Origin of the sequence: Sinorhizobium medicae, assembly GCF_007827695.1 — a bacterium.
Taxonomy (GTDB): Bacteria; Pseudomonadota; Alphaproteobacteria; order Rhizobiales; family Rhizobiaceae; genus Sinorhizobium; species Sinorhizobium medicae.
In genome coordinates this window covers 1-26,701 of record NZ_VITA01000031.1, presented here as the reverse complement: position 1 = coordinate 26,701, position 26,701 = coordinate 1, and the positions used below count along the sequence as shown (strand labels likewise).

Annotated in this window: 24 protein-coding genes; 15 read left to right on the top strand and 9 right to left on the bottom strand. The window is 60.8% G+C overall.

The genetic code is table 11. The annotated features are described in order from the left end of the window. The first annotated feature begins 9 nt into the window (after positions 1-9). The 3 genes from FB009_RS30110 to FB009_RS30100 are packed head-to-tail and all read left to right on the top strand — an operon-like array spanning position 10 to position 3,021. The gene (locus FB009_RS30110) at positions 10-1,011 is read left to right on the top strand and encodes an ABC transporter permease (RefSeq protein ID WP_012067507.1); all 1,002 of its coding nucleotides are present in this window, start codon (positions 10-12) and stop codon (positions 1,009-1,011) included. 4 nt (positions 1,012-1,015) lie between these two features. Continuing rightward, positions 1,016-2,044, top strand: coding sequence for an ABC transporter ATP-binding protein (locus FB009_RS30105; RefSeq protein WP_012067506.1), 1,029 nt, complete (start codon positions 1,016-1,018; stop codon positions 2,042-2,044). Continuing rightward, the gene (locus FB009_RS30100; protein WP_145162661.1) at positions 2,041-3,021 is read left to right on the top strand and encodes an ABC transporter ATP-binding protein; all 981 of its coding nucleotides are present in this window, start codon (positions 2,041-2,043) and stop codon (positions 3,019-3,021) included. The genes FB009_RS30105 and FB009_RS30100 overlap by 4 nt, the downstream gene beginning before the upstream one ends. Before the next feature lie 42 nt (positions 3,022-3,063). Here FB009_RS30100 and FB009_RS30095 read toward each other — a convergent pair whose 3' ends face one another. Beyond that, the gene (locus FB009_RS30095) at positions 3,064-3,768 is read right to left on the bottom strand and encodes a helix-turn-helix domain-containing protein (protein WP_012067504.1); all 705 of its coding nucleotides are present in this window, start codon (positions 3,766-3,768) and stop codon (positions 3,064-3,066) included. Positions 3,769-4,099: 331 nt separating this feature from the next. Between FB009_RS30095 and FB009_RS30090 the strand changes: the two genes are divergently transcribed. The 6 genes from FB009_RS30090 (at position 4,100) to FB009_RS30065 (ending at position 7,623) form a co-directional block, all read left to right on the top strand. Beyond that, on the top strand, positions 4,100-4,417 hold the full coding sequence (locus FB009_RS30090) for a hypothetical protein (RefSeq protein ID WP_012067503.1): 318 nt from the start codon (positions 4,100-4,102) through the stop codon (positions 4,415-4,417). Positions 4,418-4,425: 8 nt separating this feature from the next. Then, positions 4,426-4,809, top strand: a complete 384-nt coding sequence (locus FB009_RS30085) for a hypothetical protein (protein WP_012067502.1) — start codon at positions 4,426-4,428, stop codon at positions 4,807-4,809. 79 nt (positions 4,810-4,888) lie between these two features. Further along, a complete protein-coding gene (locus tag FB009_RS30080; RefSeq protein ID WP_012067501.1) occupies positions 4,889-5,050 on the top strand; it encodes a hypothetical protein in 162 nt (53 codons plus the stop codon). A 14-nt stretch (positions 5,051-5,064) separates the two neighbouring features. Beyond that, positions 5,065-6,462 carry an APC family permease gene (locus FB009_RS30075; protein WP_012067500.1) on the top strand — a complete coding sequence of 466 codons (1,398 nt, stop codon included), beginning with the start codon at positions 5,065-5,067 and terminating at the stop codon, positions 6,460-6,462. Between the two features lie 125 nt (positions 6,463-6,587). Next, positions 6,588-7,325: a hypothetical protein gene (locus FB009_RS30070; protein WP_012067499.1), complete on the top strand. Its 738-nt coding sequence runs from the start codon at positions 6,588-6,590 to the stop codon at positions 7,323-7,325. A 34-nt stretch (positions 7,326-7,359) separates the two neighbouring features. After that, positions 7,360-7,623 (top strand): hypothetical protein, encoded by a 264-nt coding sequence (locus tag FB009_RS30065; protein WP_012067498.1) that lies wholly within the window; start codon positions 7,360-7,362, stop codon positions 7,621-7,623. Between the two features lie 157 nt (positions 7,624-7,780). Here FB009_RS30065 and glnT read toward each other — a convergent pair whose 3' ends face one another. From glnT to FB009_RS30040, 5 genes are all read right to left on the bottom strand, one after another. Next, positions 7,781-9,088: a type III glutamate--ammonia ligase gene (gene glnT, locus FB009_RS30060; protein WP_024312383.1), complete on the bottom strand. Its 1,308-nt coding sequence runs from the start codon at positions 9,086-9,088 to the stop codon at positions 7,781-7,783. 78 nt (positions 9,089-9,166) lie between these two features. Next, positions 9,167-10,495, bottom strand: coding sequence for an FMN-binding glutamate synthase family protein (locus tag FB009_RS30055; protein WP_012067496.1), 1,329 nt, complete (start codon positions 10,493-10,495; stop codon positions 9,167-9,169). Positions 10,496-10,510: 15 nt separating this feature from the next. Continuing rightward, positions 10,511-11,197: a GltB/FmdC/FwdC-like GXGXG domain-containing protein gene (locus FB009_RS30050; protein WP_012067495.1), complete on the bottom strand. Its 687-nt coding sequence runs from the start codon at positions 11,195-11,197 to the stop codon at positions 10,511-10,513. A gap of 35 nt (positions 11,198-11,232) precedes the next feature. After that, complete coding sequence (locus FB009_RS30045) at positions 11,233-12,138, bottom strand: class II glutamine amidotransferase (protein ID WP_012067494.1); 906 nt, start codon at positions 12,136-12,138, stop codon at positions 11,233-11,235. 99 nt (positions 12,139-12,237) lie between these two features. Further along, the gene (locus tag FB009_RS30040) at positions 12,238-13,212 is read right to left on the bottom strand and encodes a GlxA family transcriptional regulator (RefSeq protein ID WP_012067493.1); all 975 of its coding nucleotides are present in this window, start codon (positions 13,210-13,212) and stop codon (positions 12,238-12,240) included. A 94-nt stretch (positions 13,213-13,306) separates the two neighbouring features. Here FB009_RS30040 and FB009_RS30035 point away from each other — a divergent pair, with 94 nt between their 5' ends. From FB009_RS30035 to FB009_RS30020, 4 genes are read left to right on the top strand one after another with little or no spacing between them, the layout of a single operon-like run. Next, positions 13,307-14,557, top strand: a complete 1,251-nt coding sequence (locus FB009_RS30035) for a sarcosine oxidase subunit beta (RefSeq protein WP_012067492.1) — start codon at positions 13,307-13,309, stop codon at positions 14,555-14,557. Positions 14,558-14,583: 26 nt separating this feature from the next. Next, the gene (locus tag FB009_RS30030) at positions 14,584-14,862 is read left to right on the top strand and encodes a sarcosine oxidase subunit delta family protein (RefSeq protein WP_012067491.1); all 279 of its coding nucleotides are present in this window, start codon (positions 14,584-14,586) and stop codon (positions 14,860-14,862) included. Then, the gene (locus tag FB009_RS30025; protein ID WP_012067490.1) at positions 14,859-17,822 is read left to right on the top strand and encodes a sarcosine oxidase subunit alpha; all 2,964 of its coding nucleotides are present in this window, start codon (positions 14,859-14,861) and stop codon (positions 17,820-17,822) included. Before FB009_RS30030 ends, FB009_RS30025 begins: the two co-directional genes overlap by 4 nt. Beyond that, a complete protein-coding gene (locus FB009_RS30020) occupies positions 17,815-18,348 on the top strand; it encodes a sarcosine oxidase subunit gamma family protein (RefSeq protein WP_028054322.1) in 534 nt (177 codons plus the stop codon). Before FB009_RS30025 ends, FB009_RS30020 begins: the two co-directional genes overlap by 8 nt. A gap of 279 nt (positions 18,349-18,627) precedes the next feature. Here FB009_RS30020 and FB009_RS30010 read toward each other — a convergent pair whose 3' ends face one another. Genes FB009_RS30010 through FB009_RS30000 form a run of 3 tightly spaced genes read right to left on the bottom strand, consistent with a single transcriptional unit; the run spans position 18,628 to position 22,936 of the window. Continuing rightward, positions 18,628-19,680 carry an ABC transporter ATP-binding protein gene (locus FB009_RS30010; RefSeq protein WP_012067487.1) on the bottom strand — a complete coding sequence of 351 codons (1,053 nt, stop codon included), beginning with the start codon at positions 19,678-19,680 and terminating at the stop codon, positions 18,628-18,630. A 16-nt stretch (positions 19,681-19,696) separates the two neighbouring features. Continuing rightward, complete coding sequence (locus FB009_RS30005) at positions 19,697-21,850, bottom strand: ABC transporter permease (protein WP_102045249.1); 2,154 nt, start codon at positions 21,848-21,850, stop codon at positions 19,697-19,699. Positions 21,851-21,904: 54 nt separating this feature from the next. Next, a complete protein-coding gene (locus FB009_RS30000) occupies positions 21,905-22,936 on the bottom strand; it encodes an ABC transporter substrate-binding protein (RefSeq protein ID WP_012067486.1) in 1,032 nt (343 codons plus the stop codon). A gap of 255 nt (positions 22,937-23,191) precedes the next feature. Between FB009_RS30000 and FB009_RS29995 the strand changes: the two genes are divergently transcribed. Both FB009_RS29995 and FB009_RS29990 read left to right on the top strand, forming a co-directional pair. Beyond that, the gene (locus tag FB009_RS29995) at positions 23,192-23,917 is read left to right on the top strand and encodes a response regulator (RefSeq protein ID WP_012067485.1); all 726 of its coding nucleotides are present in this window, start codon (positions 23,192-23,194) and stop codon (positions 23,915-23,917) included. Then, complete coding sequence (locus FB009_RS29990; RefSeq protein ID WP_012067484.1) at positions 23,914-26,418, top strand: ATP-binding protein; 2,505 nt, start codon at positions 23,914-23,916, stop codon at positions 26,416-26,418. Before FB009_RS29995 ends, FB009_RS29990 begins: the two co-directional genes overlap by 4 nt. Positions 26,419-26,701: the final 283 nt, after the last annotated feature.

The window sequence follows — 26,701 nt, the reverse complement described above, 5'->3', positions numbered from 1 at the left end:
GAGCAAGAGATGATCGACTTTCTGCTTGCACGTATCGGATCGGCCATCGTCACCATTTTCGGCGCCTCGGTTCTGGCCTTTGCCGTGCTGCGCGCCGTGCCCACCAATCCCGCCCGCCTCATCGCCGGCCCCTTCGCCAATGACGAAGTGATCGCGCAGGTGACCGCCAATCTCGGGCTGGATAAATCGCTGCCCGTGCAATATCTGGACTATGTCACCTCCTTCTTTATCGGCGACTGGGGCTTTTCCTATAGTGCCGGGCAGCCGGTTCTGTCGCAGATCACCGAACGGCTGCCGGCGAGCGCCGAACTTGCGCTTTACGCGTTCCTGTTTGCCTTTTTCGGTGCTGTGCTGGTGACGGTGCTGGTCAGTTTTCTCAATTCGCGCTGGCTCGACCGCTTCCTGCGGCTATTGTCCTTCATCAGCGTCGGCGTGCCGCCTTTCTGGCTGGCGCTATTGTTCCTGATGGTGTTTTTCGAACGGCTTGGCTGGTTTCCCGGTCCTGTCGGCCGCGGCCCGGCACCCACCGGACTCTATACCGGCCTGTTCACCATCGACTATCTGCTGGCGGGTGATTTCGCGGGCTTCGGTACGGCGCTGCATCATCTGGCGCTGCCGTCGATCGCACTGGCGCTTGGGCCGTTCGGCTATCTCGTGCGGCTGTTGCGTGCCAATCTGCTCGACATCATCAACGAGCCCTTCGTGACGGTTCTGCATGCCAAGGGCGTGGCGCCGATCTCGACGCATTTCCGGCACATCCTGCCCAATGCCTTCCTGCCGACATTGACCGCCGGCGGCTTGATCCTGGCGCAATTATTGGGCGGCAGCGTGCTGGTGGAGCGCATCTTCGTCTGGCCGGGCATCGGCACGCTGGTGATCGACGGCATTCTCCGGCAGGATTATGCCGTGGTCCAGGCCTTCATCATGCTCAGCGCCATCATCTATATCGGCGTCAATCTGCTGGTCGACATTCTCTACGGCTATGTCGATCCGCGTGTCCGGAGGAGTTGAGGCCATGACGGAACCTCCTATGTCCATCCCGCTTTTGGAAGTGACCGGTCTCAAAACCTCATTCACGACCCCGCGCGGAACAGTAAAAAGCGTCGATGACGTTTCCTTTTCGATTGCCGCCGGCAAAACGCTCGGCGTGGTCGGGGAATCCGGCTCGGGCAAAAGCGTCACATCGCTCTCCATCATGCGGCTGGTCGGCCGTGGTGGCGGGGTGATCGATGATGGTGCGATCCGCCTTAACCTGCCGGGACAGCCCGGTCTGGATATCCGCGCGCTGGACGAAAAGGCGATGCGCAAGGTGCGCGGCAACGATATCGCCATGATCTTCCAAGAACCGATGACCAGCCTCGATCCGGTCTGGTCGATCGGCGACCAGACCATAGAGGCCATCCGCCTGCATCAGGATGTCAGCAAAAATGAAGCTCGCGAAAAAGCGATCGAAATGCTCAGGCTCGTCGGAATTTCGGCCCCGGAATCGCGCGTCGATGATTTTCCCCACCAGCTCTCAGGCGGCATGCGCCAGCGGGTGATGATCGCCATCGCACTGTCCTGCCGCCCGGCATTGCTGATCGCCGACGAGCCGACCACCGCGCTCGACGTCACCATTCAGGCCCAGATCCTCGACCTTATTCGCCGGCTGCAAAAGGAAATCGGCATGTCTGTGCTGTTCATCACTCATAATCTCGGTGTCGTCGCCGAGATCGCCGACAAGGTGGCGGTGATGTATGCCGGCCAGGTGGTTGAGGAAGGCCCCGTCCGGACGATTTTTTCCGCACCCCGCCACCCTTATACGGTCGGCCTGCTCAAATCGATCCCGATGCCGGGCGGAATGCGCGTGGACGACGCCGGCTCGCGCCGGCTCGACACGATCGGCGGCATGCCTCCCAATCCGCTGGCTTTGCCGGCCGGATGCCGGTTCGCGCCGCGCTGCTCGCTGGCAATCGAGGACTGTCATAAGGCACCGCCGCCTCTGGTGCAGGCCGGCGACGAGCATGGTGTCCGCTGCATTCGCTGGCAGGAGGTAAGTAAATGAACAATACGGCGCCGCTTCTCGACGTCAGCGGGCTCATCAAGCGCTTTTCGGTCAAGGGCCGCGGCCCCAAGGGTGAAAGACGCTTCGTGCATGCCGTCGATAATGTCAGCTTTACCATTGCCCGCGGCGAAGTCGTCGGTCTTGTGGGGGAATCGGGCTCCGGCAAAACCACGATCGGCCGCACGCTGATGCGGCTGACCGATCCGACAGCAGGCGTGATCGCCTATGAAGGCACGGATATCGCCCATCTCCCCGCCCGCGAGATGATGGCGTTCCGGCGCAAGATCCAGATGGTGTTCCAGGATCCGTTCGCCAGCCTCAACCCGCGACGCAAGGTCGGGCAGTTGATTGCGGAGGGCATGGAAATCCACAAACTCGGCACCCGCCAGAAGCAGGATGCGGAGGTCAAGCGGCTGCTGACGCTGGTCGGACTGCCGGCCGATGCCGGCCAGCGCTTCCCGCACGAGTTTTCCGGCGGCCAGCGCCAGCGCATCGGCATTGCACGCGCGCTCGCCGTAGCACCGGGCTTCATCGTCGCAGACGAGCCGGTGTCGGCGCTTGACGTGTCGGTGCAGGCGCAGGTTCTCAACCTTTTGCAGGACCTCAAGGAACAGCTTGGCCTGACCATCCTGTTCATCTCTCACGATCTGGCCGTGGTGGAGCATTTCTGCGACCGGGTGATCGTGCTGTATCTCGGCCGTATCATGGAAATCGCCCCGTGCCACCGGCTCTATTCCAAGCCGGCGCACCCCTATACCGAGGCCCTTCTATCCGCGGCTCCCGTCCCCGATCCGGATCGGAAGGGCGACCGCATCGTTCTCGAAGGCGATATCCCGAGCCCTATCGATCCACCCTCCGGATGCGTGCTCAGAACCCGCTGTCGCTACGCGCTGCCCGACTGCGCCGCAGTCCGCCCCGAGCTGCGCGAAGTGGCGCCCAACCATTTCAAGGCCTGTCTGCGCGACGACATTCTTTAGAGCCGGATGTTTTTAGGCGGATCGACCTAAAAACATCATGATCTAATCCTCTCCGCGGCCGCGCGGATAGGAAATGATGGACAGATACCGGATCGGCAGCGTGGTCAGTTCTTCCGGCCCGTGCGGCGCGTCGGCGTCGAAGAACAGGCTGTCGCCCGGAGTCATGCGGTAGAGGTTGTTGCCATGCCGATAAACGACCTCGCCTTCCAGCATGTAGAGGAACTCCAGACCATCGTGCTGAAACGTCGGAAATATGTCGGAGTTTTCGGTCAGCGTGATCAGGTAAGGCTCGACGACGACGCCTGACGTGTTCGAGCCGATATGGCCGAGGAGGTTATATTGATGCCCGGCGCGGGTGCCGCGTCGCTCGACGTCAACGCCCTCCCCCGCCTTCACGAAAACGGCGCTATGCTCCTCTTCGAAGCGGCGGAAAAACGCGGTGATCGGTACGCCGAGTGCCCGCGACAGCGTCTGCAGCGTCGTCAGCGATGGCGATGTGTTGCCGTTTTCGATCTTCGACAGCATGCCGACCGAGATGTCGGTGGCGGAGGCAACATCGGCGACCGTAATGCCGAGCTTCTTGCGGAAGGCGCGCACCTCATGCCCGATCGCTACCTCCAGCACCTTTTCCCGGGTGTCACGAATGGCATGCGGATCCTGGGTCAGCGGCGTCACACGCGTCAGGCCCGGCGCCGCCTTGCCGTTCTTCTTCGAGTTCCGTTGCTTTCCCGCGTTTTCCCCAGCCATGCCGATCTCACTCCGATTTTCACTGACAGTAGCTACATTTGCGTCTTCCGCGACGGAAGATCAACACCGCGGCGGCCTGCGCCACATGACCTTCTGATGCGCGGAGCGGGCGCCTGAGGGTTCCGGCTTCATGTGCCGGCAAACGGACGCTCTGAAGCCGAGGGCGACGGCGGCGGAAAACAGAGCGCACTCCTCCGGATCCCACACATCACTTGACAGTGCCCGCGCTTTGCCGGACATTCCTGTCAGGCAAATAATTTTTCTAAGCAGAATAAGAGGGTTCACAGCGAAATACCGAAACTCGAGTCTACTTGGAGGAGGAGGCAAGCCAATGGAAGCGACACTCAGCAAGCTCAGCGAAGATGCGAGCTTCAGCCAGCGTATCGATGCAATGCACAGACGTGACCGCGTCTGCCTGACAGCCTTCGTCGTGGTCCTATGGTGCACTCTGCTCTTTGCGCTGTTTACCGTATGGCCCTACATCGCAACTCCGGCCATTACGGTCATCCTGACAGTCGCCTGCGGCCTGGTGCTGCTCTTCAATACGGCCGCCATCGTCGCGATGCTGCGCCACTACGAGGAAGACAAGCACTTCATCTACAGCCTCGATCTCAAGCATCTCGATGAGATGCGCTCTTTCGGCCGCTAGGAGGTATCATGTCGTACGAACCTCCGAAACAGAGCTTTGCAGGTCAGATTTTCGATGTGGCCACATTGCTCGTTCTCACCATCGGGGCGCTTTATATACCACTCTATCTCGGCCTCGCGGGCGCGGCCAAGGTGCCGAACCCGATCGCCGACCCAACCTGGGAATCGCTCGGCCAGAATGCCACCGAGCAGCAGCAATGGGCGGCGCTTGGAATCACCGATCCGGCTGCCGCCAACGACATCATCACTGCGCGCTTCGATTACAGCTTCAGTTGGGCCTCGCTCATCGTCATGGCGCTGCTCGTCATAGGCTATTTCGTGATGGTCGTCCGGCTTTCCGACAGGGAATACCGCGAAGTGATCGACGAACGCTTCGGCACGAAGCAGCGCTAAAGCGGGACGAGGACGCGTGTGCGGTTTTCCGCCCGCATTCCGTTTTCATTCAATCGATCCAGGGGAGGATGGTTTGGCCATGTGGGACATACTCGAATATGCGGCTTGGGCGCTGTCGGCGCTATTCGGCGTGCTGATGCTCGCCGATCTCATCCGCATCGACAGCACTTACGACAACGAACTGCTGATCTCCTCTCGCGAAGGCGAGATCGAGGCGACCGCAGAGCGCCACGAGATCTGAGGGGAGGACAGCAGATGGACGATATTACATCCGCCGCGGCTGAGCCGGACCGGTTGCGGCTGTTGAGGGTTCTCGGACCCTCGCATGTCTGGGCACTCGGCGTCGGCATCGTGCTCGTCGGCGAATATATGGGCTGGAATTTCTCCGTGGGCAAAGGCGGCATGATCGCCGGCCTGATGGCCTGCTGGGTGGCAGGCCTGCTCTACACCTGCGTCGCCATGATCGACTCCGAGGTTACCTCGACGGTCGCCGCAGCGGGTGGTCAGTACGCTCAGGCAAAACACATCGTCGGCCCGCTGATGGCGTTCAATGTCGGTCTTTTCCTCGTCATGGCCTATACCATGCTCGAGGCCGCCAACGCCATCACCGTCGGCTTCCTGCTCGACACTGTGGCGGGCATGCAGGGCCAGGCAGGCCTCAACCAGCAGCCCTTCATCGTTCTCGCCGTCATGTTCCTGGCATGGCTCAACTATCGCGGCGTGCTCGCGACCCTGACCTTCAACCTGGTCATCACCGCCGTCGCCTTCCTTGCGATCGTGGCGCTGTTCGTGTCGGTGCAGTTCGGCGCCTCTGCAGTGCCGCTCGATTTTTCGGCGATCACCACGGATCCGCTCCCCTATGGCTGGGTCGGGATCGTTGCATCGCTGCACTTCGGCCTCTGGTACTATCTCGGCATCGAGGGTACCTGCCAGGCAGCCGAGGAGGTGCGCTCACCTGCCCGTTCGCTTCCCTATGGCACGATGGCCGGCATCATGACACTGCTGGTTGCGGCCACAATGACCTGGTATATCTGCTCCGGCCTGATGCCGTGGGAATATCTTGGTCAGGCCGGAACGCCCTTGTTCGACGCCGCCCGCGTCACCGGCAGCACCGGGTTGATGATCCTGCTGTTCGTCGGCACGGCCTTCGCCACGCTCGCCTCGGCAAACGGCTGCATCAACGACGCTTCACGGGCCTGGTTCTCGATGAGCCGCGACCGCTATCTGCCGAGCTGGTTCGGTGCCGTCCATCCGGTCTACCGCACGCCCTATCGCGCAATCGTCTTCCTGGTCCCCATCGCGCTCATTTTCGCGCTCGGAGCCCCGCTCGATCAGGTCGTGACCTTCTCCATTCTTTCGGGCCTGCTCGGCTACACCTTCATGACCTTCAACATGGTGATGTTCCGAAACAAGTGGCCGCTCGGCAAGATCAAACGCGGCTACGTGCACCCGTTTCACCCTTTGCCGACGATCGTGCTGCTCATTCTGTGCTCGACCGCCTATTTCGCCGTGTTCCTCGGCTACGGCACGCAGCTCAGCGCGATGATGTGCTTCTATATCATAGCGTCGCTGTGGTTCCACTTCCGGCGCTACAAGTTCGTACGCCGCGGCGACCAGTTCACGATGCCCTGGCCGAAGCCGCAAGGCTATTGACCGGCTTAAGTCGGCGGCACCTGGCGAGCCGCCGACCTTCGGAGGGCGTGCACCCGATTCGGATCGTGCGCTCCCCTTCTTGAAACCGACCGGAGCGCTTCCCGCGTCAAAAGCAGGGCGATTGCATGATCACCACAATTGCTTTCTCTGCCTTCGCAATAGCATCAGGCATATGGATGAGCGTGCGCGCCGTCCGCGACCACCGGGCGGCCATGGCCGAACGCCGGGGTCTCCTCGACGACGCGGCACGGCTCCTCAGGGACGCTCGCATCACCTTCAGCGCAGACCATTTTCCGATCCTCGCCGGCAGCCTGGCCGACGGACGGCAGATACGCGCTGAACTCATCGTCGACACCATGGTCTGCCGCCGATTGCCGCAATTGTGGCTGAAGCTGACCCTGTTCGAAACCATTCTCCGTGCCAGACCCAGGATCGGGGCGCTGGCGCGGCCGACCGGCGCCGAGTTCTACTCGATCGTCCATGAAATGCCGCGTCTGCTCATGCCGCCGCCCGGCGATACCGCCCTCCTGATGCGCGGCGACGGCAACGCCTCCGACCGGCAGGTCGAACGGACCGCGGCCATGTTTGCGAGCCTGTTTTCCGATCGGACGCTCAAGGAAGCGGCTATCACTCCGCGCGGCGTGCGGCTCGTCCGCCAGGCGGACGAAGGACAACGCGCGGCGCATCTGCTCCTGCGGCAGGCGCGCTTTTCCGTCACCGCGATTGCGCCTGAGATCATACGGCGGACAATCGCCGAAGCGGAGGTACTGAGCGGCTTCCTGGCGGATGATGAAGCCGTTCCGGGTCGGAGGGACTTCAGAAAAAATGCGCAGCGGTTTCTGTTTCAGGCCGATCCGACCTGAAGCATCGTGCTCCGGCCGGTTGAGGAGGATCACCATGGCCAAGCCTATCAATCCCTTTCTGGTGCTGATGCTGGCGACAGTGCTGCCTGGTGCCGGCCATGTCGCCATACGCGATGCGACCCGCGGCTTGGCCTTTGCCTTTTTCGTCGTATTCTTTTCCGTCGTCACTTACATGACCGCGCCTCCGGACCGCTCCTTCATCGGGCGGCATGCAGGCGGACTGTTCGTCTGGGCACTGTCGATCCCCGATGCCTATCGCCGTGCGCGCGTCCGCACAGTCATGGCCCGAAAAAGCTGAAACTACAGCGCCGTGCGTCTTATAAGACGCACAAAGGTCGCTGTAGCACTTTGATCTGCTGCATGTTTTTGTCCTTCAATCGGATCCGATTAAAGGAAACATGCAGTAGACGTGCAGGCCGAAGGGCTCCAGCCGGCACGCTTTTCCTGCACGCGCCCTACACGTCCAGCGTGGTCTGGTGCTCCCAATCCGTGAACTGCGAGCAATAGGCATTCCACTCGCCTTGCTTGAGCTTCAGATAGGCGGCTGAGAACTCCCGTCCAAGCGCTTCCTGCAGTTCTTCGTCCCTCTTGTACTCCCGCAGGGCGTCGAGCAGGTTGAGCGGAAGCTTCGGCGCATCGGTCACCTGATGCCCGTCCCTGTACATGTCGATGTCGTAGTGGCGGCCGGGATCAGCCTTGGAGCGAACGCCCGAAAGGCCGGCAGCGATGATGATCGCCTGCAGGAGATAGGGATTGACGGCACCGTCCGGCAGGCGCAGCTCGAAACGGCCGGGACCGGGGACGCGAACCATATGGGTGCGGTTGTTGCCGGTCCAGGTCACCGAATTTGGTGCCCAGGTCGCACCGGAAACCGTGCGCGGGGCGTTGATGCGCTTGTAGGAATTGACCGTCGGATTGGTGACGGCGGCGAGGGCGCTTGCATGCTTCATGATGCCGCCGAGAAAATAGCGCCCCTCGGCGGAAAGTCCGAACTCGGCTCTCTTGTCGGCAAAGGCATTCACCTCGCCTTCCAGATCCCAGACCGATATATGGCAATGGCAGCCGTTGCCCGTCAGACCTTTGAACGGCTTCGGCATGAAGGTCGCACGCAAGCCGTGCTTCTCGGCGACCGATTTCACCATGAACTTGAAGAACGAGTGCTTGTCGGCCGTACGGAGCGCGTCGTCATACTCCCAGTTCATCTCGAACTGGCCGTTCGCGTCTTCATGGTCGTTCTGATAGGGCTTCCAACCGAGTTCGAGCATATAATCGCAGATCTCGGCGATCACGTCGTACCGACGCATGATCGCCTGCTGGTCGTAACAGGGCTTTTCGGCCGTATCGAACGTGTCGGAAATCTTCGAACCATCCGGCGAGATCAGGAAAAATTCCGGCTCGACGCCGGTTTTAACGCGAAGCCCCTCCTCAGCGGCTTCGGCGATCAGCTTCTTAAGCACCACGCGCGGAGCCTGTTCCACCGGCGCCTCATCCATGACGCAATCGGCGGCGACCCAGGCGACATCCTTTTTCCAGGGGAGCTGAATGACCGACGACGGGTCCGGGAGAGCGAAGAGATCCGGATGGGCAGGCGTAAGATCGAACCAGGTTGCGAAGCCGGCAAAGCCCGCGCCGCCCTTCTGCATCTCACCAATGGCCTCCGTCGGGACGAGCTTGGCGCGTTGCCCGCCGAAGAGATCGGTGTAGCTGATCATGAAATATTTGACGCCCTTGTCACGGGCGAAGGTGAAGAGATCCAGTGTCACGTTGTTCCCCTTTTGGATTCCGACACTCAAATGCGAAAACAGGCCGCACCCTCTCAAGTGCGACCTGCCACTCTTCATTCAGAAGGCACCCTTGCCGGGGTACCAACTCGTACCCGCCAGCGGCACCTGCGCCATCGCTGCGGCCTCCATCGTCAGGGCACAAAGGTCCTCGGGCTCGAGATTGTGCAGATGATTCTTGCCGCAGGCACGGGCGATGGTCTGAGCTTCGAGCGTCATCACCTTCAGATAATTGGCGAGCCGCCGGCCCGCGGCGATCGGGTCGAGCCGCTTCATCAATTCGGGATCCTGAGTGGTGATCCCGGCAGGATCTTTGCCCTCGTGCCAGTCGTCATAGGCACCGGCAGTGGTCCCGAGCTTCTGGTATTCCTCTTCCCAATGCGGGTCGTTGTCGCCGATGGCGACCAAAGCCGCTGTACCGATGGCCACCGCGTCTGCCCCAAGCGCCAGCGCCTTGGCGACGTCAGCGCCGGAGCGGATGCCGCCGGATATGACGAGCTGAACCTTGCGGTGCATGCCGAGGTCCTGCAACGCCTGGACCGCAGGCCGAATGCAGGCGAGCGTCGGCATGCCGACGTTCTCGATGAAGACGTCCTGGGTCGCCGCCGTTCCGCCCTGCATGCCGTCGAGCACGACGACATCCGCACCGGCTTTCACCGCAAGCGCCGTGTCGTAATAGGGCCGCGCACCGCCAACCTTGACGTAGATGGGCTTTTCCCAGTCGGTAATCTCGCGCAGTTCGAGAATCTTGATCTCGAGATCGTCCGGCCCGGTCCAGTCGGGATGACGGCAGGCCGAGCGCTGATCTATGCCCTTCGGCAGATTGCGCATATTGGCGACCCGGTCGGAGATCTTCTGGCCGAGCAGCATGCCGCCGCCACCGGGTTTGGCGCCCTGACCGACCACCACCTCGATCGCATCCGCCCGGCGCAGGTCCGTCGGGTTCATTCCGTAGCGTGACGGCAGATATTGATACACAAGCGTCTGGGAATGACCGCGCTCCTCATCCGTCATGCCGCCATCGCCGGTGGTGGTCGACGTTCCCGAAGCCGTCGCACCCCGGCCGAGCGCTTCCTTGGCCGGGCCGGAAAGCGCGCCGAAGCTCATGCCGGCGATGCTGACCGGAATCTTCAGATGGATCGGCTTCTTGGCGAAACGCGTCCCCAACACGACAGAGGTGTCGCATTTCTCGCGGTAGCCTTCGAGCGGATAGCGCGAGATCGATGCGCCGAGAAAGAGAAGATCGTCGAAGTGGGGAACCTTGCGCTTGGTGCCGGCGCCTCTGATGTCATAGATGCCGGTCGCCGCCGCACGGCGGATTTCCGCAAGGGTATAGTCGTCGAAGGTCGCGGACTTGCGCGGCGGGGTGTAGGGGTTGTGATAGCTCATACTGGTCCCTTGCCTTTAATACGCGTCTGCGTTGTCGATGTTGAAATTGTAGAGCTTGCGGGCCGAGCCGTAGCGCTTGAACTCTTCCGGGCGGACATCCTTGACGCCGGCCTTTTCCAGAAGCTCGGCGAGCTTTTGCAGGTGCTCCGGCCGCATCTCCTTCTCGATGCAATCGGCGCCCAGGCTTTTGACGGTGCCGCGCACGAAGAGCTTGGCTTCGTAGAGGCTGTCGCCCAGTGCATCGCCCGCGTCGCCGAGCACGACGAGATGGCCCGACTGACCCATGAAAGCCGACATATGGCCGATATTCCCGTGAACGACGATATCGATGCCTTTCATGGAAATGCCGCAGCGCGACGCCGCGTTGCCCTTTATCACGAGCAGGCCACCGCGGCCTGTCGCGCCGGCATACTGGCTGGCGTCGCCTTCGATGACGACCTTGCCGGACATCATGTTTTCCGCGACACCAGGGCCTGCCGAGCCATGGACCGTGATCGTTCCGCCGTCGTTCATGCCGGCGCAGTAGTAGCCGACGGAGCCGTTCACATCGACCAGTACGGGGCCGCTTACCCCGACGGCAACGGCATGACTGCCGCGAGGATTGGCGACTTCGTAGGACAGGTCGTTTGAGCCCTTCTGAATATTATGGAGGGCGCTGTTGAGTTCACGCAGCGGCGTGGTGGCGAGATCGATCACTGGCATGTTTGAATAATCCTCGGAAAGGGGCGGAACACCCGTCAGGCGGCCTTCTGATGATCCCAGAAGTAGACGGTCGCAGGCTCCGGCTCCCAGATGCGCGCGCTCTCGATGTCCGGCAGGTTGACGAGTGCCCGGTATTCGGAGCCGAATGCGACATAGCGGTCCGTTTCAGCCATGACCGCCGGCTTGCAGGCGATCGGGTCCCGCACGACGCCGAAGCCCGACTTGGTGCCGACGACGAAGGTAAAGAAGCCATCGAGGTCGTCGAGTGCACCGGTCAGGGCCTGCCCGAGGTCCTTGCCCTTGGCCATTTCTGCCGTGAGATAGGCGGCAGCGACCTCGGTGTCGTTCTGCGTCTCGAAGGCAATTCCTTCACGGATCAATTCCCGGCGCAGATTGTTGTGGTTCGACAACGATCCGTTATGCACAAGGCACTGGTCCGATCCGGTCGAGAACGGGTGAGCACCAAGTGTCGTCACGGCCGATTCCGTAGCCATACGGGTGTGGCCGATGCCGTGCGAACCGCTCATCGAGCGGACGTCGAAGCGGGCGACGACATCCTTCGGCAGGCCGACTTCCTTATAAATTTCAACGCTGTCGCCAGCACCCATGATGCGCACGTCAGGGCGAATGGCGGCGAGAACGGCACGCACATCCGCAAGTCTGGCCCCCGCAACCGCCACGACGGCATGGGTGCTTTTGACGGCGACGCGTGCCGGCAGACCTGCTTCGGCAAGATCGCGTTCAAGATCCGAGAAATCGATATCGGGCTTTGCCGACTGGATCGTCACCTTCGCTTTCCCGTCGGTGGCCGAGCCGTAAATGGCGAGCCCGGCCGAATCCGGCCCCCGGTCCGTCATGGTGATCAACATGTCAGAAAGAAGCTGACCCAGCTGCGGCTCGAGCCTGCTGTCTTTCAAGAACAAACCAACAATGCCGCACATTCTCGCAGTCCCTCCATTCATACATGCTCAGTGGTACCACGAGGTCGCAGGTCGATCAACTCAGGAGAATATTTTTTTCTTCATAGGCAATACAGGAGATCAGGCTCCTCTGCGGCGGCGCAAGCTGCCGGGCGTCTCGGAAAACAGGTCTTTGAACGCGTTCGAAAAATGTGCGGGGCTGGAAAAGCCGGTGGCATAGGCGATCTCCGCGATGGAGAGCGGGCTTTGCTGCAGGAGCCTTCGGGCGTGGCGGAGCCGGATCTCCCGGTAAGTGTCGAGAAACCCGGCTCCGCGATGCTCCTTGAACAGCCGGTCAAGATGCCTCGGGCTCACCCCGGCCAACCGCGCCATGGCGGTTCGGCCAAGTGGCCGTTCGATCGCCGTTTCCATCTTCTCGAGCACGGCAAGCAGGGCAGGATGATTGGTACCGAACCGCTCCGCGACCGAACCGCGTTGCGGCGCGGTCGGCTCAGCCACGGCCGCGTGCAGATACCAGTCGCTGACCCGGCGGGCGAAATCGGTTCCCAGCCGCTCGGCGATCATCGCATGCATCATGTCGAGCGGCGCAACACCGCCGCCGCACGTGGCAATCGCGCCATCGAGCACGAAACGCGCATGTCGGGGATTGAGATGGGGAAATGCTTCCTTAAGCGCGGGCGCGTGTTCCCAATGAATGGTGAAGTCGTTGTTGTCGAGAAGACCCGCGGCGGCGAGCACGAACGCCCCGCTGGATATGCCCCCGATCCTAATCCCCAGGCGCGACAGGCGCCGGAGCGCCGTATGCGCGGCGGACGTGTCCGCCCAGTCGGTGGGCTCGCCGCCCGCGCAGACGAAGAGGGTGTGGCAGGTTTCTCCATCGCTCTCCAGATCGGCGCAATCGATTGAAACGCCGGACGACGAAGTGACGGTCCCTCCCCCCTGTGCAAGCGGAAAGACCTGATAGAGCGGGCGAGCGGCCAGAAGGTTGGCCGCACGCAGCGGCTCCGTCGCCGCTGCGTAGCTCATCAGTGCAAAATTGCGCACCAGCAGAAAGCCGACCCGCTGGACGTTCCTGCTGTCGGAAGATGTCGTCATGTCCGATTCCTACAGGAGAAGGACCCGAGCTTGCAACTCGCTGAATGAATCAGATGTTACCTTGCCGCCACGGATTTCTCATGAGGCGGCATCCATGCGCTACTCTGCCCTTTCCATCCTCCTCAATGGCCTGCGCGGCAACCGGAACTGGACGCCGGCATGGCGCCAGCCAGACCCGAAGCCACATTACGACGTGATCATCGTCGGCGGCGGTGGCCATGGCCTCGCGACTGCCTATTACCTTGCCAAGGAATTCGGCGTCACCAATGTCGCGGTGCTGGAAAAGAATTATGTCGGTTCGGGCAATGTCGGCCGCAACACGACGATCATTCGCTCGAACTACCTGCTCCCCGGGAACAATCCATTTTACGAGCTCTCCATGCAGCTATGGGAGGGGCTGGAGCAGGATTTTAATTTCAATGCGATGGTCTCGCAGCGCGGCGTTCTCAATCTCTATCATTCGGACGCTCAGCGCGATGCCTACACGCGCCGCGGCAATGCGATGCGGCTTCACGGGGTAGACGCAGAACTCCTCGATCGGGCGGCCGTACGCCGGATGCTGCCCTTTCTCGATTTCGACAATGCCCGCTTCCCCATCCAGGGCGGGCTCCTGCAGCGCCGCGGCGGTACCGTGCGCCACGACGCCGTCGCCTGGGGATATGCCCGCGGCGCCGACAGCCGCGGGGTCGATATCATCCAGAATTGCGAAGTGACCGGGATCAGGCGAGAAGACGGGCGAGTCACCGGCGTCGAGACCAGCCGCGGCTTCATCGGCTGCGGAAAGCTCGCCCTGGCGGCGGCCGGAAATTCCTCGAAGGTCGCCGAACTGGCGGGATTGCGCCTGCCGATCGAGAGTCACGTGCTTCAGGCCTTCGTGTCGGAGGGGCTGAAACCGTTCATTGACGGGGTGGTCACTTTCGGAGCCGGACATTTCTACGTTTCACAATCGGACAAGGGCGGCCTCGTCTTTGGCGGCGATCTCGACGGCTATAATTCCTACGCTCAGCGCGGCAACCTGGCGACCGTCGAGCATGTGGCGGAGGCCGGAAAGGCCATGATTCCGGCATTGTCGCGGGTGCGGGTGCTGCGCTCCTGGGGCGGTATCATGGATATGAGCATGGACGGCTCGCCGATCATCGACCGCACGCCGATCGACAATCTCTATCTGAATGCCGGCTGGTGCTATGGCGGGTTCAAGGCGACCCCTGCCTCAGGATTCTGCTTCGCACATCTCCTCGCCCGAGGCGCGCCGCAAAAGACAGCCGCAGCGTTTCGTCTCGACCGTTTCGAGCGAGGCTACCTCCTTGATGAAAAAGGCCAAGGCGCTCAGCCGAACCTTCACTGATTTCGCGGACCAAGGAAAATTTCGAAATGGCAAGTCTCGTGCCCTGCCCGAATTGCGGGCGAAGACCCAAAGAAGAATTCACGATCAAGGGTGCCGCCCTCTCGCGTCCCGGAGCCGACGCGGATTCCGAAAATTGGTTCGACTACGTTTACCTGCGCGACAATCCGCGTGGCGCCTATGAGGAATACTGGCACCACACTTCCGGGTGCCGGCGCTGGCTCGTTGTCATGCGGGATACCCTGACACATGAGGTCGCCGCGTGTCGCGATGCGACCGACGGCTCTCGATCGGAGCGACGCAAATGAGCTCCTATCGCCTTCCGAACCTTGGTCTTGTCAGCCGAGACACACCCGTCTCCTTTACCTTCGACGGAAAGCCGATGCAGGGCCTTCAGGGCGACACGCTCGCCTCGGCGCTGCTCGCCAACGGACGGATGCTCGTCGGCCGCAGCTTCAAATATCACCGGCCTCGTGGAATTTTGACCGCGGGAGCCGCCGAACCGAACGCACTCGTCACCATTGGCCATGGCGGCCGGACCGAGCCGAATACGCGCGCGACGATGCAGGAGCTCTACGAGGGTCTCGAGGCACAGAGCCAGAACCGCTGGCCCTCGCTCGATTTCGACCTGGGTGCATTGAACGGTATCCTGTCGCCCTTTCTCGGCGCCGGCTTCTACTACAAGACTTTCATGTGGCCGGCGCCGCTCTGGGAGAAGCTCTACGAGCCGATCATCCGCAAGGCGGCCGGCCTCGGCAAGGCAAGCTACGAGGCAGACCCCGACGCCTATGAGAAGAGCTGGGCGCATTGCGACCTGCTCGTCATCGGCGCCGGCCCGACGGGACTTGCCGCGGCGCTTACCGCCGGCCGCGCCGGTGCCCGGGTCATTCTCCTGGATGAGGGCTCGCTCCCCGGCGGGTCGCTGCTGTTCGAGACGGCGATGATCGACGGCAAAGCGGCCGCTCAATTCGCCCGTGACACAAGCGATGAATTGCGCTCGATGCCGAATGTCCGGTTCATGATGCGCACCACCGCCTTCGGTTGGTACGACGGCAATGTTTTCGGGGCCGTCGAACGGGTACAGAAACATGTGCGGGAGCCGGTGCCCTCCCTGCCGGTCGAGCGGCTATGGCGCATCGCCACCAAAAAGGCCCTGCTTGCGAGCGGCGCGGAAGAACGCCCGCTCGTCTTCGGCGGCAACGATCGTCCGGGCGTTATGATGGCAAGTGCGATGCGCGCCTACCTCAATCGATACGGAGTCGCTCCGGGCCGGGCGACCGCGATCTTCACCACCAACGACAGCGGCTATACCCTTGCACGCGATCTAGAGGCGGCGGGCGTCGACGTTGCTGCCATAGTCGACAGCCGCCCGGCCGCAGGCGTGGACTATCGCGGCAAAGCGCGCCTGATCCGGGAAGCTGTCGTTTGCGGCGTAACGGGCCGCAAGGCAATCTCTGCGATCGAGGTCCATCGCGGCGATCGGACGGAGTCGATCGCGGTCGATGCGCTCGCAATGGCGGGTGGTTTCGACCCGATCATCCATCTTGCCTGCCACCGGGGCGGCAGGCCCGTCTGGTCGGCGGAAAAAACCGCCTTTCTCGCACCTGGGAGCTTGAACGGCCTCGAGGTTGCCGGCGGCGCAGCAGCGACTTCGGGGCTCGCGGCCTGCCTCGGAGAAGGCATTGCCCAAGCTCAGGCTGCCCTCGAGGGCGTCGGCCTGCGGTGCCCGCCGATGGACCTTCCGAAGGTCGAGGGAGACGACGCTGCATATTCTTCAAATCCACTGTGGTCGATCCCTGGCGTCAAGGACAAAGCCTTCATCGATTTCCAGAACGACGTTCATCTCAAGGATATCGGGCTGGCCGTCCGCGAAGGCTATGGACATGTCGAGCTTGCCAAACGATACACCACCACCGGCATGGCGACGGACCAGGGCAAGCTTTCCAACGTGAATGCAATCGGACTGATCGCCAAAGCACGCGGCGTCTCGCCTGCCGAGGTCGGGACGACGACGTTCCGCCCTTTCTATACGCCGGTGTCCTTCGGTGCGCTGACCGGCGCACATGCGGGACATCATTTCCAGCCGGTCCGCAAGTCCCCCCTCCATGACTGGGCGAAAAAGCACGGCGCCGTCTTCGTCGAGACGGGTCTCTGGTATCGCTCCGCCTGGTTTCCGAAAAGCGGTGAACGGAGCTGGCGGGAGAGCGTCGAGCGAGAAGTGCTGAACGTTCGCAAGAATGCCGGACTTTGCGACGTCTCGATGCTCGGCAAGATCGAGTTATCCGGAAGCGACGCCGCCGAATTCCTCAACCGCGTATATTGCAACGCCTTCCTCAAACTGCCGGTCGGAAAGGCCCGCTACGGGCTCATGCTGCGCGAAGACGGCTTCATTTACGACGACGGCACGACGAGTCGCCTCGCCGAGAATCGCTTTTTCATGACGACGACCACCGCCTATGCGGCCGGCGTCATGAACCATCTCGAGTTCTGCGCGCAGGTCCTCTGGCCCGAACTCGACGTCCGCCTCGCCTCCGTCACCGACCAATGGGCGCAGATGGCTGTTGCCGGACCAAAGGCGCGCATGATCCTGCAGAAGATCGTCGACGACGACATATCCGACGCAGCCTTCCCGTTTCTCGCAGCGAAGGAGGTCTCGCTGTTCGGCGGCGCCCTTCACGGCTGCCTGTTTCGAATTTCATTCTCCGGTGAGCTCGCCTACGAGATAGCGGTGCCGGCCGGCTACGGCGAAAGCGTTGCCGACGCGCTCCTGGACGCGGGGAAGGACCACGGTATCATGCCCTATGGCGTCGAGACGCTTAGCGTCCTGCGCATCGAAAAGGGCCATGTGACGCACAACGAGATCAACGGCACGGTCGTTCCGGCCGATCTGGGCTTCGGTAAAATGGTGTCGGCCACCAAGCTGGATTTCATCGGCAAGGCGATGCTCCAGCGCGAGGGGCTGGCCGCGTCCGGCAGGCCGCAACTCGTGGGCGTCGTGCCGATCGATCCGAAGCACTCTTTCCGCAGCGGTTCGCATATTCTCGCCAAGGGAGCGGAAGCCACGCTCGAGAACGACGAGGGCTATGTAACGTCGAGCGCCTACTCCCCGCATGTCGGATCGACCATTGCTCTGGCACTCGTCCACAACGGGCAGAGCCGCCACGGCGAAGAGGTGCTGGTATGGAGTGGCCTTCACGGAGAATCCACGCCTGCGCGTCTGTGCCACCCGGTTTTCTTCGACCCTCAGAACGAGAGGCTCCATGTCTGAATTCCGTCCAACGCTTCGCCCGGCCCTCGGCAGCAAGCAGCCGGTCGCTTCCGCCACGTTCGGGCTTTCGACCCTGCCGGAAGGCACCATTATCCACGTTCTCGCTCGGCCGGGGGAGCAGGACGTCGCCCATCTTCTCGCCAGTCTCAACGGCTCGGATCCGCACGCCTTGCGTCCCGTTTCGCCCGATCAGTGGTTCATCGTTCGCGACGCGGCCATGCCGAATCAGGAAATGAAGGGCCTCTTTGCCGCTCTCGAACCACGCGCCAGCGGGGTCGATCAGAGTCACGGCCGGGTCCGCATCCGGATCGAGGGGAAGATGGCGCAGCGCGCGCTTTCGAAAGGCACGGCGCTCGACCTCGACTCGTCCGCTTTCCCCGTCGGCCAATCCGCCGTGACGCTGATCGGTCACATCGCCGCCCACATTACCCGTGTCAGCTCGGACGCCTTCGAGATCATCGTGCTGCGCGGCTTTGCCGAAAGCCTCTGGGACGACCTTACCCGAATGGGCCTGGAATTCAGCTGAATCCTTACGCCCGTCCGAGGAGCAAACATGGCGACGCGCGACCTTTCCGGCCTGAACGCCTTGGTCATCGGCCGTTTCAATCTTCGGAGCCCCGTTCCGGAGGCTTTTTGCTTGACGTTTATCGTTGTGTCATTTGGTTGCGGGAACACGCGCGACAGGCTTCATGCAAGACCTGTTGCGCGCGGCAGCTGTGCGCCCGTTCCGCACCAGACGTCGCAATGCGCAGAACCGGCAGAAATGCTGCCCCTCCTCAGCCAATGATCCACCCGTCGCGCTGCACTATGTCATGACGATACGGGGTGCGTTGTCCGCCCAGCTGAAATGAACATTGTCGCCTTGCCGAAAGGGCTGCGCGACAGGCGGCGCCACGGCAAAGATCTCGCCGGCTTCGCTTTTGAGCGTATATTGGATCTGGTTGCCGAGATAGGCGGCATAGGTCACCTCAGCCGGAAGGCTTCCGGGGAGGGTTTCGCTTCCGATCCGCACCTGATGCGGCCTCAGTACCAGCTTTGCCGCACCTGTATGCTTCGCCGTCAGAGGCAATGTCAGTTCCTGACCCAGCAGGCGTATCCGGGTCTCGTCGCCTGTAGCGATGACCTCGGTATCCAGCAAATTGGCGTCGCCGATGAAATCGGCGATAAAGGCCGAAGCCGGGCGCTCATACAGGTCGTGTGGCGTGCCTTCCTGCGCGATCTCCGCGTTTTTCATCACGATGATCCGGTCGGATACCGCCATCGCCTCTTCCTGATCATGGGTCACATAGACCGCGGTCAGTTCCAGGCGTTGCTGAATCTGGCGGATTTCCTCACGGACATGCCGGCGCAGCTTGGCATCCAGATTGGACAGCGGCTCGTCCAGAAGCAAAACCTCCGGCTCCAGAACGATCGCACGGGCCACGGCCACGCGTTGCTGTTGCCCCCCCGAAAGTTCGGAGGGAAGGCGGGATCCGAACCCGGAAAGCCCGACCAGTTCCAGTCCGGTTTCCGCGCGATCCTTCGCCTCTGCTTTCGGGACGCGCTTGACACTTAGTCCATAGGCGACGTTTTCCAGCACCGTCATGTGCGGAAACAGTGCGTAGGACTGGAACACCATCGACACGGGCCGGTAGGTTGCCGACAGATGCGTCACATCCTGTCCGCCGATCAAAATCCTGCCCGCAGTCGCGCTTTCCAGCCCCGCGATCAGGCGCAGCGTGGTCGTCTTGCCGCAACCCGAAGGGCCAAGTAGCGTGCAGAGAGTCCCAGGTGCGATGTCGATACTGAGCGGTTTCAGCGCAACGAATTCGCCATAGCTTTTGGTGACATTCTCAAATTTGACTGAACCTTTGGTCATTTCGTTTCCCTCGAAATCATGCGGTCTGGACACGATCGGTACGACGCAGCGTGCGGCGACCGATCAGCGCTTGCAGTAACAGGATGGCAACCAGCATCGTGACGATGAGGACCGCCGAATACGCAATGGCGATGCCGTATTCGTTGTTCTCGACACGACCGACGATAAAGGCCGTCGCCATGTTGTGACGCGCCGAAACCAGGAAGATGACGGCCGAGACTGAAGTAATCGCCCGCACGAAGCTATAGGTGATCGCGGCAAGGATCGCCGGGCCAAGAAGCGGCAGGATCACACGGCGCAGGGTCGTTGCGCTGTTTGCGCCCAGCATGATCGAGGCCTCATCGAGGCTCTTGTCGAGCTGGCTCATCGCCGCGATGCCCCCCCGCAATCCCACCGGCATGTTGCGGAACACGAATACCAGGATCAGGATGATCGCCGTTCCGGTCAGTTCAATGGGTGGGAAGTTGAAGGCCATAACATAGGCCACGCCGATCACCGTTCCGGGAATGGCGAATGACAGCATTGTCGAGAATTCGAAAGCATCCTTACCCGCGAATTTCTGGCGCACCAGCAAATAGGCGGTCAGTAGCCCGACCAACGCAGTTAACGGGGCGGAAATCGCGGCAATGGTCAGCGTCGTGAAATAGCTGTCCCATGCCGAGCCGACGAAGTGCACGCCGTTGCGGAACACCATACCGAAAGCGCGCGTGTAATGCTCCAGTGTCAGCGTGTGGTCATAGCCCCACAGCTTGACAAAGCTGCCAAGCAGGATCAGGCCGTACAACACCAGCGTAAAGGCCGCCCATGGCAGGGCCAACGCATAGCAGGCCCATTTCATGCCGGGGTTCAGCGCGGCGTTCTGGCCGTTATCGGCCTTTCCTGTAACCGTCGCATAGTTCTTTTTGCCCAGCCATTTCCGCTGTGCCAGAAATGCGACAAGAGTCATGCTGAGAAGCGTAATCGACAGGATCCCCGCCTTGGCCGGATCGGCGACCGTGCCGACGATGGCGTAATAAATCTCGGTTGAAAGCACGTTGAAATTGCCGCCGAGGACCAGCGGATTGCCGAAGTCGGCGACGCTTTCGATAAAGCCCAGCAGGAAGGCATTCGCCAGCCCCGGGCGCATCAGCGGCAGTGAAACCCGGTGAAATGTCTGCCAGGCGGTCGCGTCCAATGTCTGGCTGGCTTCCTCGATCGAGGGACTGACGCCCTCGACGACGCCGATCAGAACCAGAAACGCGATCGGGGTGAAGGACAGCATCTGCGCAAGCCATACCCCCCAGAACCCGTAAAGCCAGCGGGTTTTCTCGGTACCGAGAAAATCGGAGAGATACACGGTGATGGTGCCGGAGCGCCCGAATAGCAGGATCAGGACAAGTCCGATCACGAAAGGCGGTGTGATGATCGGCAGGATGCTGAGGATGCGCAGAAACGGCTTTGCCGGGAATGCTGTACGGGTAAAGACCAGCGCGAAGGCCAGCCCCATGACGGTCGTTCCCAATGCGGTCGACAGGCCAAGCACGAGGGAATTCACCGCCGCCCCGCAATATCCCGAGCCCATGAGGCAGGCCAGTGACCATACCGTATCGTCGAAGAAGCGCGGCAAGAACTCTGAAATACCGTAACCCTGCCCGCCTTTCAGCGCAAAGGCCTGCACGAGGATGAAGCTCATCGGGTAAAAGACGAAAACTGCGACCAGTGCCACGATCAGGCCGATCAGGCTGGTGATGAACGCGTCGCCTCTGCCCTTTCCAAGGCCGGAGATCCCCGATGTCAGAACGAATAGCAGTGATAGGGCAACCACGAAGGCCCCCGCACCCATGCCGGGTTGCCAGAGGCTGACTTCCGCCGCTGCCCGCCCTGCATTTTTGATCAGCAGCCCCTGCGCGATCATCAGGGCCAGTCCGGCGGTTGCGGTTATGATGAAGCCGCGCGACCTGGCGATCGGCGGTTTAATTATGCCAAGTACGGCAAACCCGGCCAGAATTCCCAGCAGCGGGCCTACCAGCCAAAACCGGCCGGAGAGCAGATGATACAGCCCCGATTCTCCGCCACCTTGCGGATCGATCACCCATCCGAAACTCCAGAAACCGTGGGGTGTCATATACCAGGGTAAGAAGACATAGCCTGCCAGCCCCACGAAAAGCCATATGGCTGCGGTGCGCGTCATTGTCGTGATTTCCTGTTGCTGAAAGTCCCGCACCGATGGTCCGGGACGCTGAGATTACTCTTCGATTGCTCCGCCGGCGTTCTTGACTTCGGCGGTCCAGCGATCCAACAGGCGCGTGCGCGTTTTGGTAGCGCCATAAGTCATGAAGTCATAATCAATCAGCTTGACCGAATTCATATCCGGTGCATCAGGATCCGTTTTAGCATTGGGGTTAGACGGGATGGTATAAATGCCGACTTGAAGCGCTGCGTCTTGCGCTTCGGCAGATATGACGTATTCAACCCACCTCTTCGCCGCTTCGAGGTTATTCGCACCATCGACGATGCTTACGGCGCCAAGTTCGTATCCGGTTCCCTCGCAAGGAGAAACAATGGTAACCGGGAAGCCGGCTTTCTTCAGGCTGACCATGTCATGAATAAAGCCTATGCCGATGGTCGTCTCGCCACGTGCGGTCGCCTTGCTGGGAGCAGAACCGGACTTGGTGTACTGGTTCACATTACGGCCGATATCCGCAAGCAGCTGAAAGCCTTCCTCTTCTCCGAAAAGCTGAACCAATGTCGCCAACTCGGTATAGGCGGTTCCCGAAGAATTGGGGTTGGCAACCTGGATTTCTCCCTTGTATTCGGGCTTGGCAAGATCGCGCCAGCAGGCGGGGGCTGTTAGGCCCTTCTCGGCAAGAAGCTCCGTATTATAGATCATTCCCAGCAACCCGACATGGACCCCGACTGTCCGGCCTTTGGTCATCTCGGCCATATTCTGTGCCCAACCCACAGTGCCGGACAGATCGACACCACTTGCGGTGGTCAGTCCCTCATTGGCAGCGATGATATGCGGATCGCCCGTACCGCCCCACCAGACATCGACCTTCGGATTCCCTTTTTCAGCGCGAAGCTGCGCCAGGACCTCGCCGGTGCTTTTGCGCACTATGGCGACATCGATACCCGTTTCGATCTCGAAATTCTGGGCCATGAGGTCACACCATGCCTGCTCGTTCGAGCAGACCACGTTCAACTCTTCGGCGAGACCTGTCGATGCACTGAGCGCTACGCCAAATGCGACCATGCTGGCTGACATTGCTGTTTTCATGTAATCCTCCCTTAAATCCCCGGACGCCACCTGCCACCATTTAACATCCAAGGGTTGCCAACAGGGTGGCACCCGCCAGCCAAGCACGCCAGAAATTGCCTGTTAACAACATTACTGAAGATAAATATTTCTGTTAACATTGTTACATTTTCTGCCGCATGCTCTAATAATTTACACCTTATTCTACTTCATAATTGGATCGTTAGGTGGAAGTATGTTTCGTCCCTCGTAGATCTTACTTATGGGAGTGCTCGCATGCCGTCTGCAGAAGTGACTCGGCCCGTGATCGTAATCGTCGACGACGACCCGAATCTTCGCGGTTCTCTGGCAACTCTGCTTGAAGCGAATGGTTTTTCTTCTCTGACGGCACAAGGCAGCGTCGAATTTTTCACCCTTGCTGAAAAACATCCGATTGACCTTGCTTTGGTCGATCTGCGTCTCAACGGGGAAAGCGGCCTTGCGCTGTCTATCCGTATCCGTGAGCATCATCGCATACCGATTGTCATGCTGACCGGGCAAGGCGACGAAACCGACAGGATCATCGGCTTGGAATCGAGCGCCGATGATTTCATCATGAAACCCTTTAACCCGCGCGAGCTTCTGGCCCGGCTGCGCGCCATATTGCGCCGCTCGGGTCACCCCGCGTTGGCAACGCCGGACCGCAGCGCCAGACAGAGTAAACATTTTGGCAGGTTCAAGCTGAATCTGAACCGGCGCGAACTGATCGGTCCGGATGGGACCGAAATTTCTCTGACCAACGCCGAATACCGGTTGCTGGAATATTTCCTACACCATCCAGACCGGGTGATACCGCGTGCCGAATTGATGGCGGAACTAGGAAACGACCTGTCGTTTTACATGGACCGCACCATAGACGTGCTGATCCTGCGGTTGCGGCGCAAGATCGAGCAGGTGCCCTCCAAGCCCGTCCATTTGCAGACCCGGCGCGGACAAGGCTATATCTTCGTTGAGACATCATGACAGCGTTGCGGGTCCCGAACCGGCTTGGATCCCACGTTTCAGTGCGGTTGCGGCTGTGGCTGGCATTGGCGGCACTGGCACTTGCCACGCTGGTTGTCGGCGGCGCAAGCTGGGCGACGCTCCGGCAGACTTCCACGCGACTTGACCGTCTGCATGACCAAAGCCTTGCCAGAGTCGATGATGCGCTAACCCTTTCGCGAAAGGCTACGGCTGTGGCTGCCCGTGCGCCCTTTCTGCTGACAATAGAAAGCCCGTTTCGCCTGCAGGTGGAGGCAGGCATCTCAAAAACCCTGCTTGCGGATATAAGACGTCATCTGGACGGCCAGAACGCGTTGTTTGACAAGCTGCTGACCGAGATGGGCGGCAGTATCGACGAACTGACCACGCTATCTCTGCACCGTATCGAGCTGACCGACCGCATCTTGCGGCTGAATGCCGTGCTTGCGATAGAAGAGCGGCGTTTCGCGGCGCTGGCCCGCGAGAAGCAAAAACCTTTGGGTCAGCGTGAGCAATGGCTGACAATGCAGCGTATTTCCGCGGTGCTTTTGGGCGCGGGCCGCTCGGAAAATCTGATCGGTATCGGTGAGTTTCATCGGAACTATCGTGCGCTGATCGTCGAGCTCGAGGAAGACGAAAAGCCGCTGATACAATCTCAACTGTTGAAATTGCAGGAGATCGCGTCGGGCAGGGACGGCCTGTTTGAATTGCGCCGGGCGGAAATAGGCCGGCGCATTCGCGCCGAGGCAGCCATGAACCGCATTCGGCACAGCACCGAAGTTATCAACAATCATGCAGCCGAGATTACAGCGACAGCGCAGGCCAATATAATCACCGAACGTGAGCGAACCATTTCGGCCATCGCCTTCGCCAGCGGCATAATCGTGATCGCCGTCGTCCTGTCGATTTTAATGGCCGTCATGGCGGCAGCCTTCGTCTCGGGTCACGTTACCGCGAATCTGCGGGCCATTTCCGATGCCATGATGCGGCTGGCGGTCGGGGATCGCTCGATCAGGCTTCCGCGTGGTGAACATGCCGGGTACGAGATTGGCAAGTTGTTTCACGCTTTTCGGGCCTTTCGCGCCAATACGTTGCGGCTGGACAGGTCGAACCGGCAGCTAGCGCAGAAAAACGCGTTATTCGAAAATCTGTATAACGACATGTCGGACGGGCTGGCGATTCTGTCCAACGATGAAAAAATCATCGCGCATAACAACCGGTTGCCGAAACTTCTGTCCCTGAGAGCAACAACCGTCCGCACCAGAACATCCTTGGCGCAGCTGCTTGAGGCGGGTAACTGGACGCGGTGGGACCGGTCAGAGGGTTTCGCTGACCTGCATCACCCCTCCGGCACTGTGGTCGAACTGCGCCAGAGCCCGCTGAGTACGGGCGGGGCGGTTGCCCTTCTGTCCGACGTGTCCGAGCGCCGTCAGTTGGAAGAACATCTGCAAAGCGTCCGTCGAATCGAGGGCTTGGGCAGGATCGCCGGTGAAGTGGCGCATGATTTCGGCAATATCCTGTCGACGGTCTCGACCAACCTGCATCTGCTGGAAAACGCGACGCCGGAGCGGGCGGCTCATTTGCATCACACCCTTGCCAATGCGCTGGATCTGGGCACCAGCCTTACCCAGCGGCTGCTGGCCTTTGCCCGCCGCCAGAGGCTCGACCCGGAGATCATGAACCTCAACGAACTCGTCACCGGTATTGAGGACCTGATCGCTCTGGCGCTGGACGATCGGATATCGCTCCATATTTTTCCGGCATCGGAACAGTTCGCTGTCCGGCTCGACCCGGGCCAGATGGAAAGCACGCTTTTGAACCTGTGCCTGAATGCTTCCCAAGCAATCGAAGGAGAAGGGAATATATGGGTTCGGGTCGTGCCTTCCGGTTCGGATATGGTGTCGATCGAAGTGCAGGATGACGGCCGCGGCATGCCGGCCGAGGTTTTGGCCAGGGCGATGGAGCCGTTTTACTCGGCGCGTCCGGATGGCACCGGAACCGGGCTGGGTCTGGCCATGATCTTTGGTTTTATCCGTCAGTCCGGTGGCGACATCAAAATCCACTCGCAGCACGGGCATGGAACCACGGTGCGGTTGCTGATCCCGTTATGGCAGTCCACGGATTGCTCCGAGGTTATGAAGCCTGCCGGCCGCATTCTGCTTATAGAGGATAATATGCAGGACCTGGCCCATGCCCGTCGTTTGCTGGGGGATGCTGAATTGATCGAGGCAAAAAGCGCCGAAGAAGCAGAGAATCTGCTGCGCGACGCCTCTCCTTTCGATTACGTCCTGACCGATCTGCATCTCGGCAATGATATAGCCGGATGGCGGATGGCCGGTGAAGCCCTGCGGCACAGCCCGGATACGGTTATCGCCGTCGTCTCGGGTCATATGCCCGAGAACATGCCCGAAGCGCTGGCGCAGTCGGGACGGGTTGTATCTGTCGCCAAACCCCTGGATCATGCCGCACTTGCCCGATTAACCGAGTTGAAAAGCACGGAATGAATGGTCCTGAAGCTTTGATTCCCGGTTGAGAGGGCGCGCTGGCGCTGACGGTCTGCGTCCGCTATTTTCCCTGGTCGTCCGTTTGATCGAGGGGATAAAGCCCAAACCGCTGACCTTGCGCAACGGATCGTCGCGTCCTTTTTGAACCGCGTAGATCGACTGAGAACGCGAGACGTCAACCGGAACGTTTCGGACGCGCTCACTACCGAGATTGAGGATGGATCAGAAGCGCAAAAAGCCCCCGTATGGGGGCTTTTTTGCTTGGCGTTTGTTTTTGATTTGG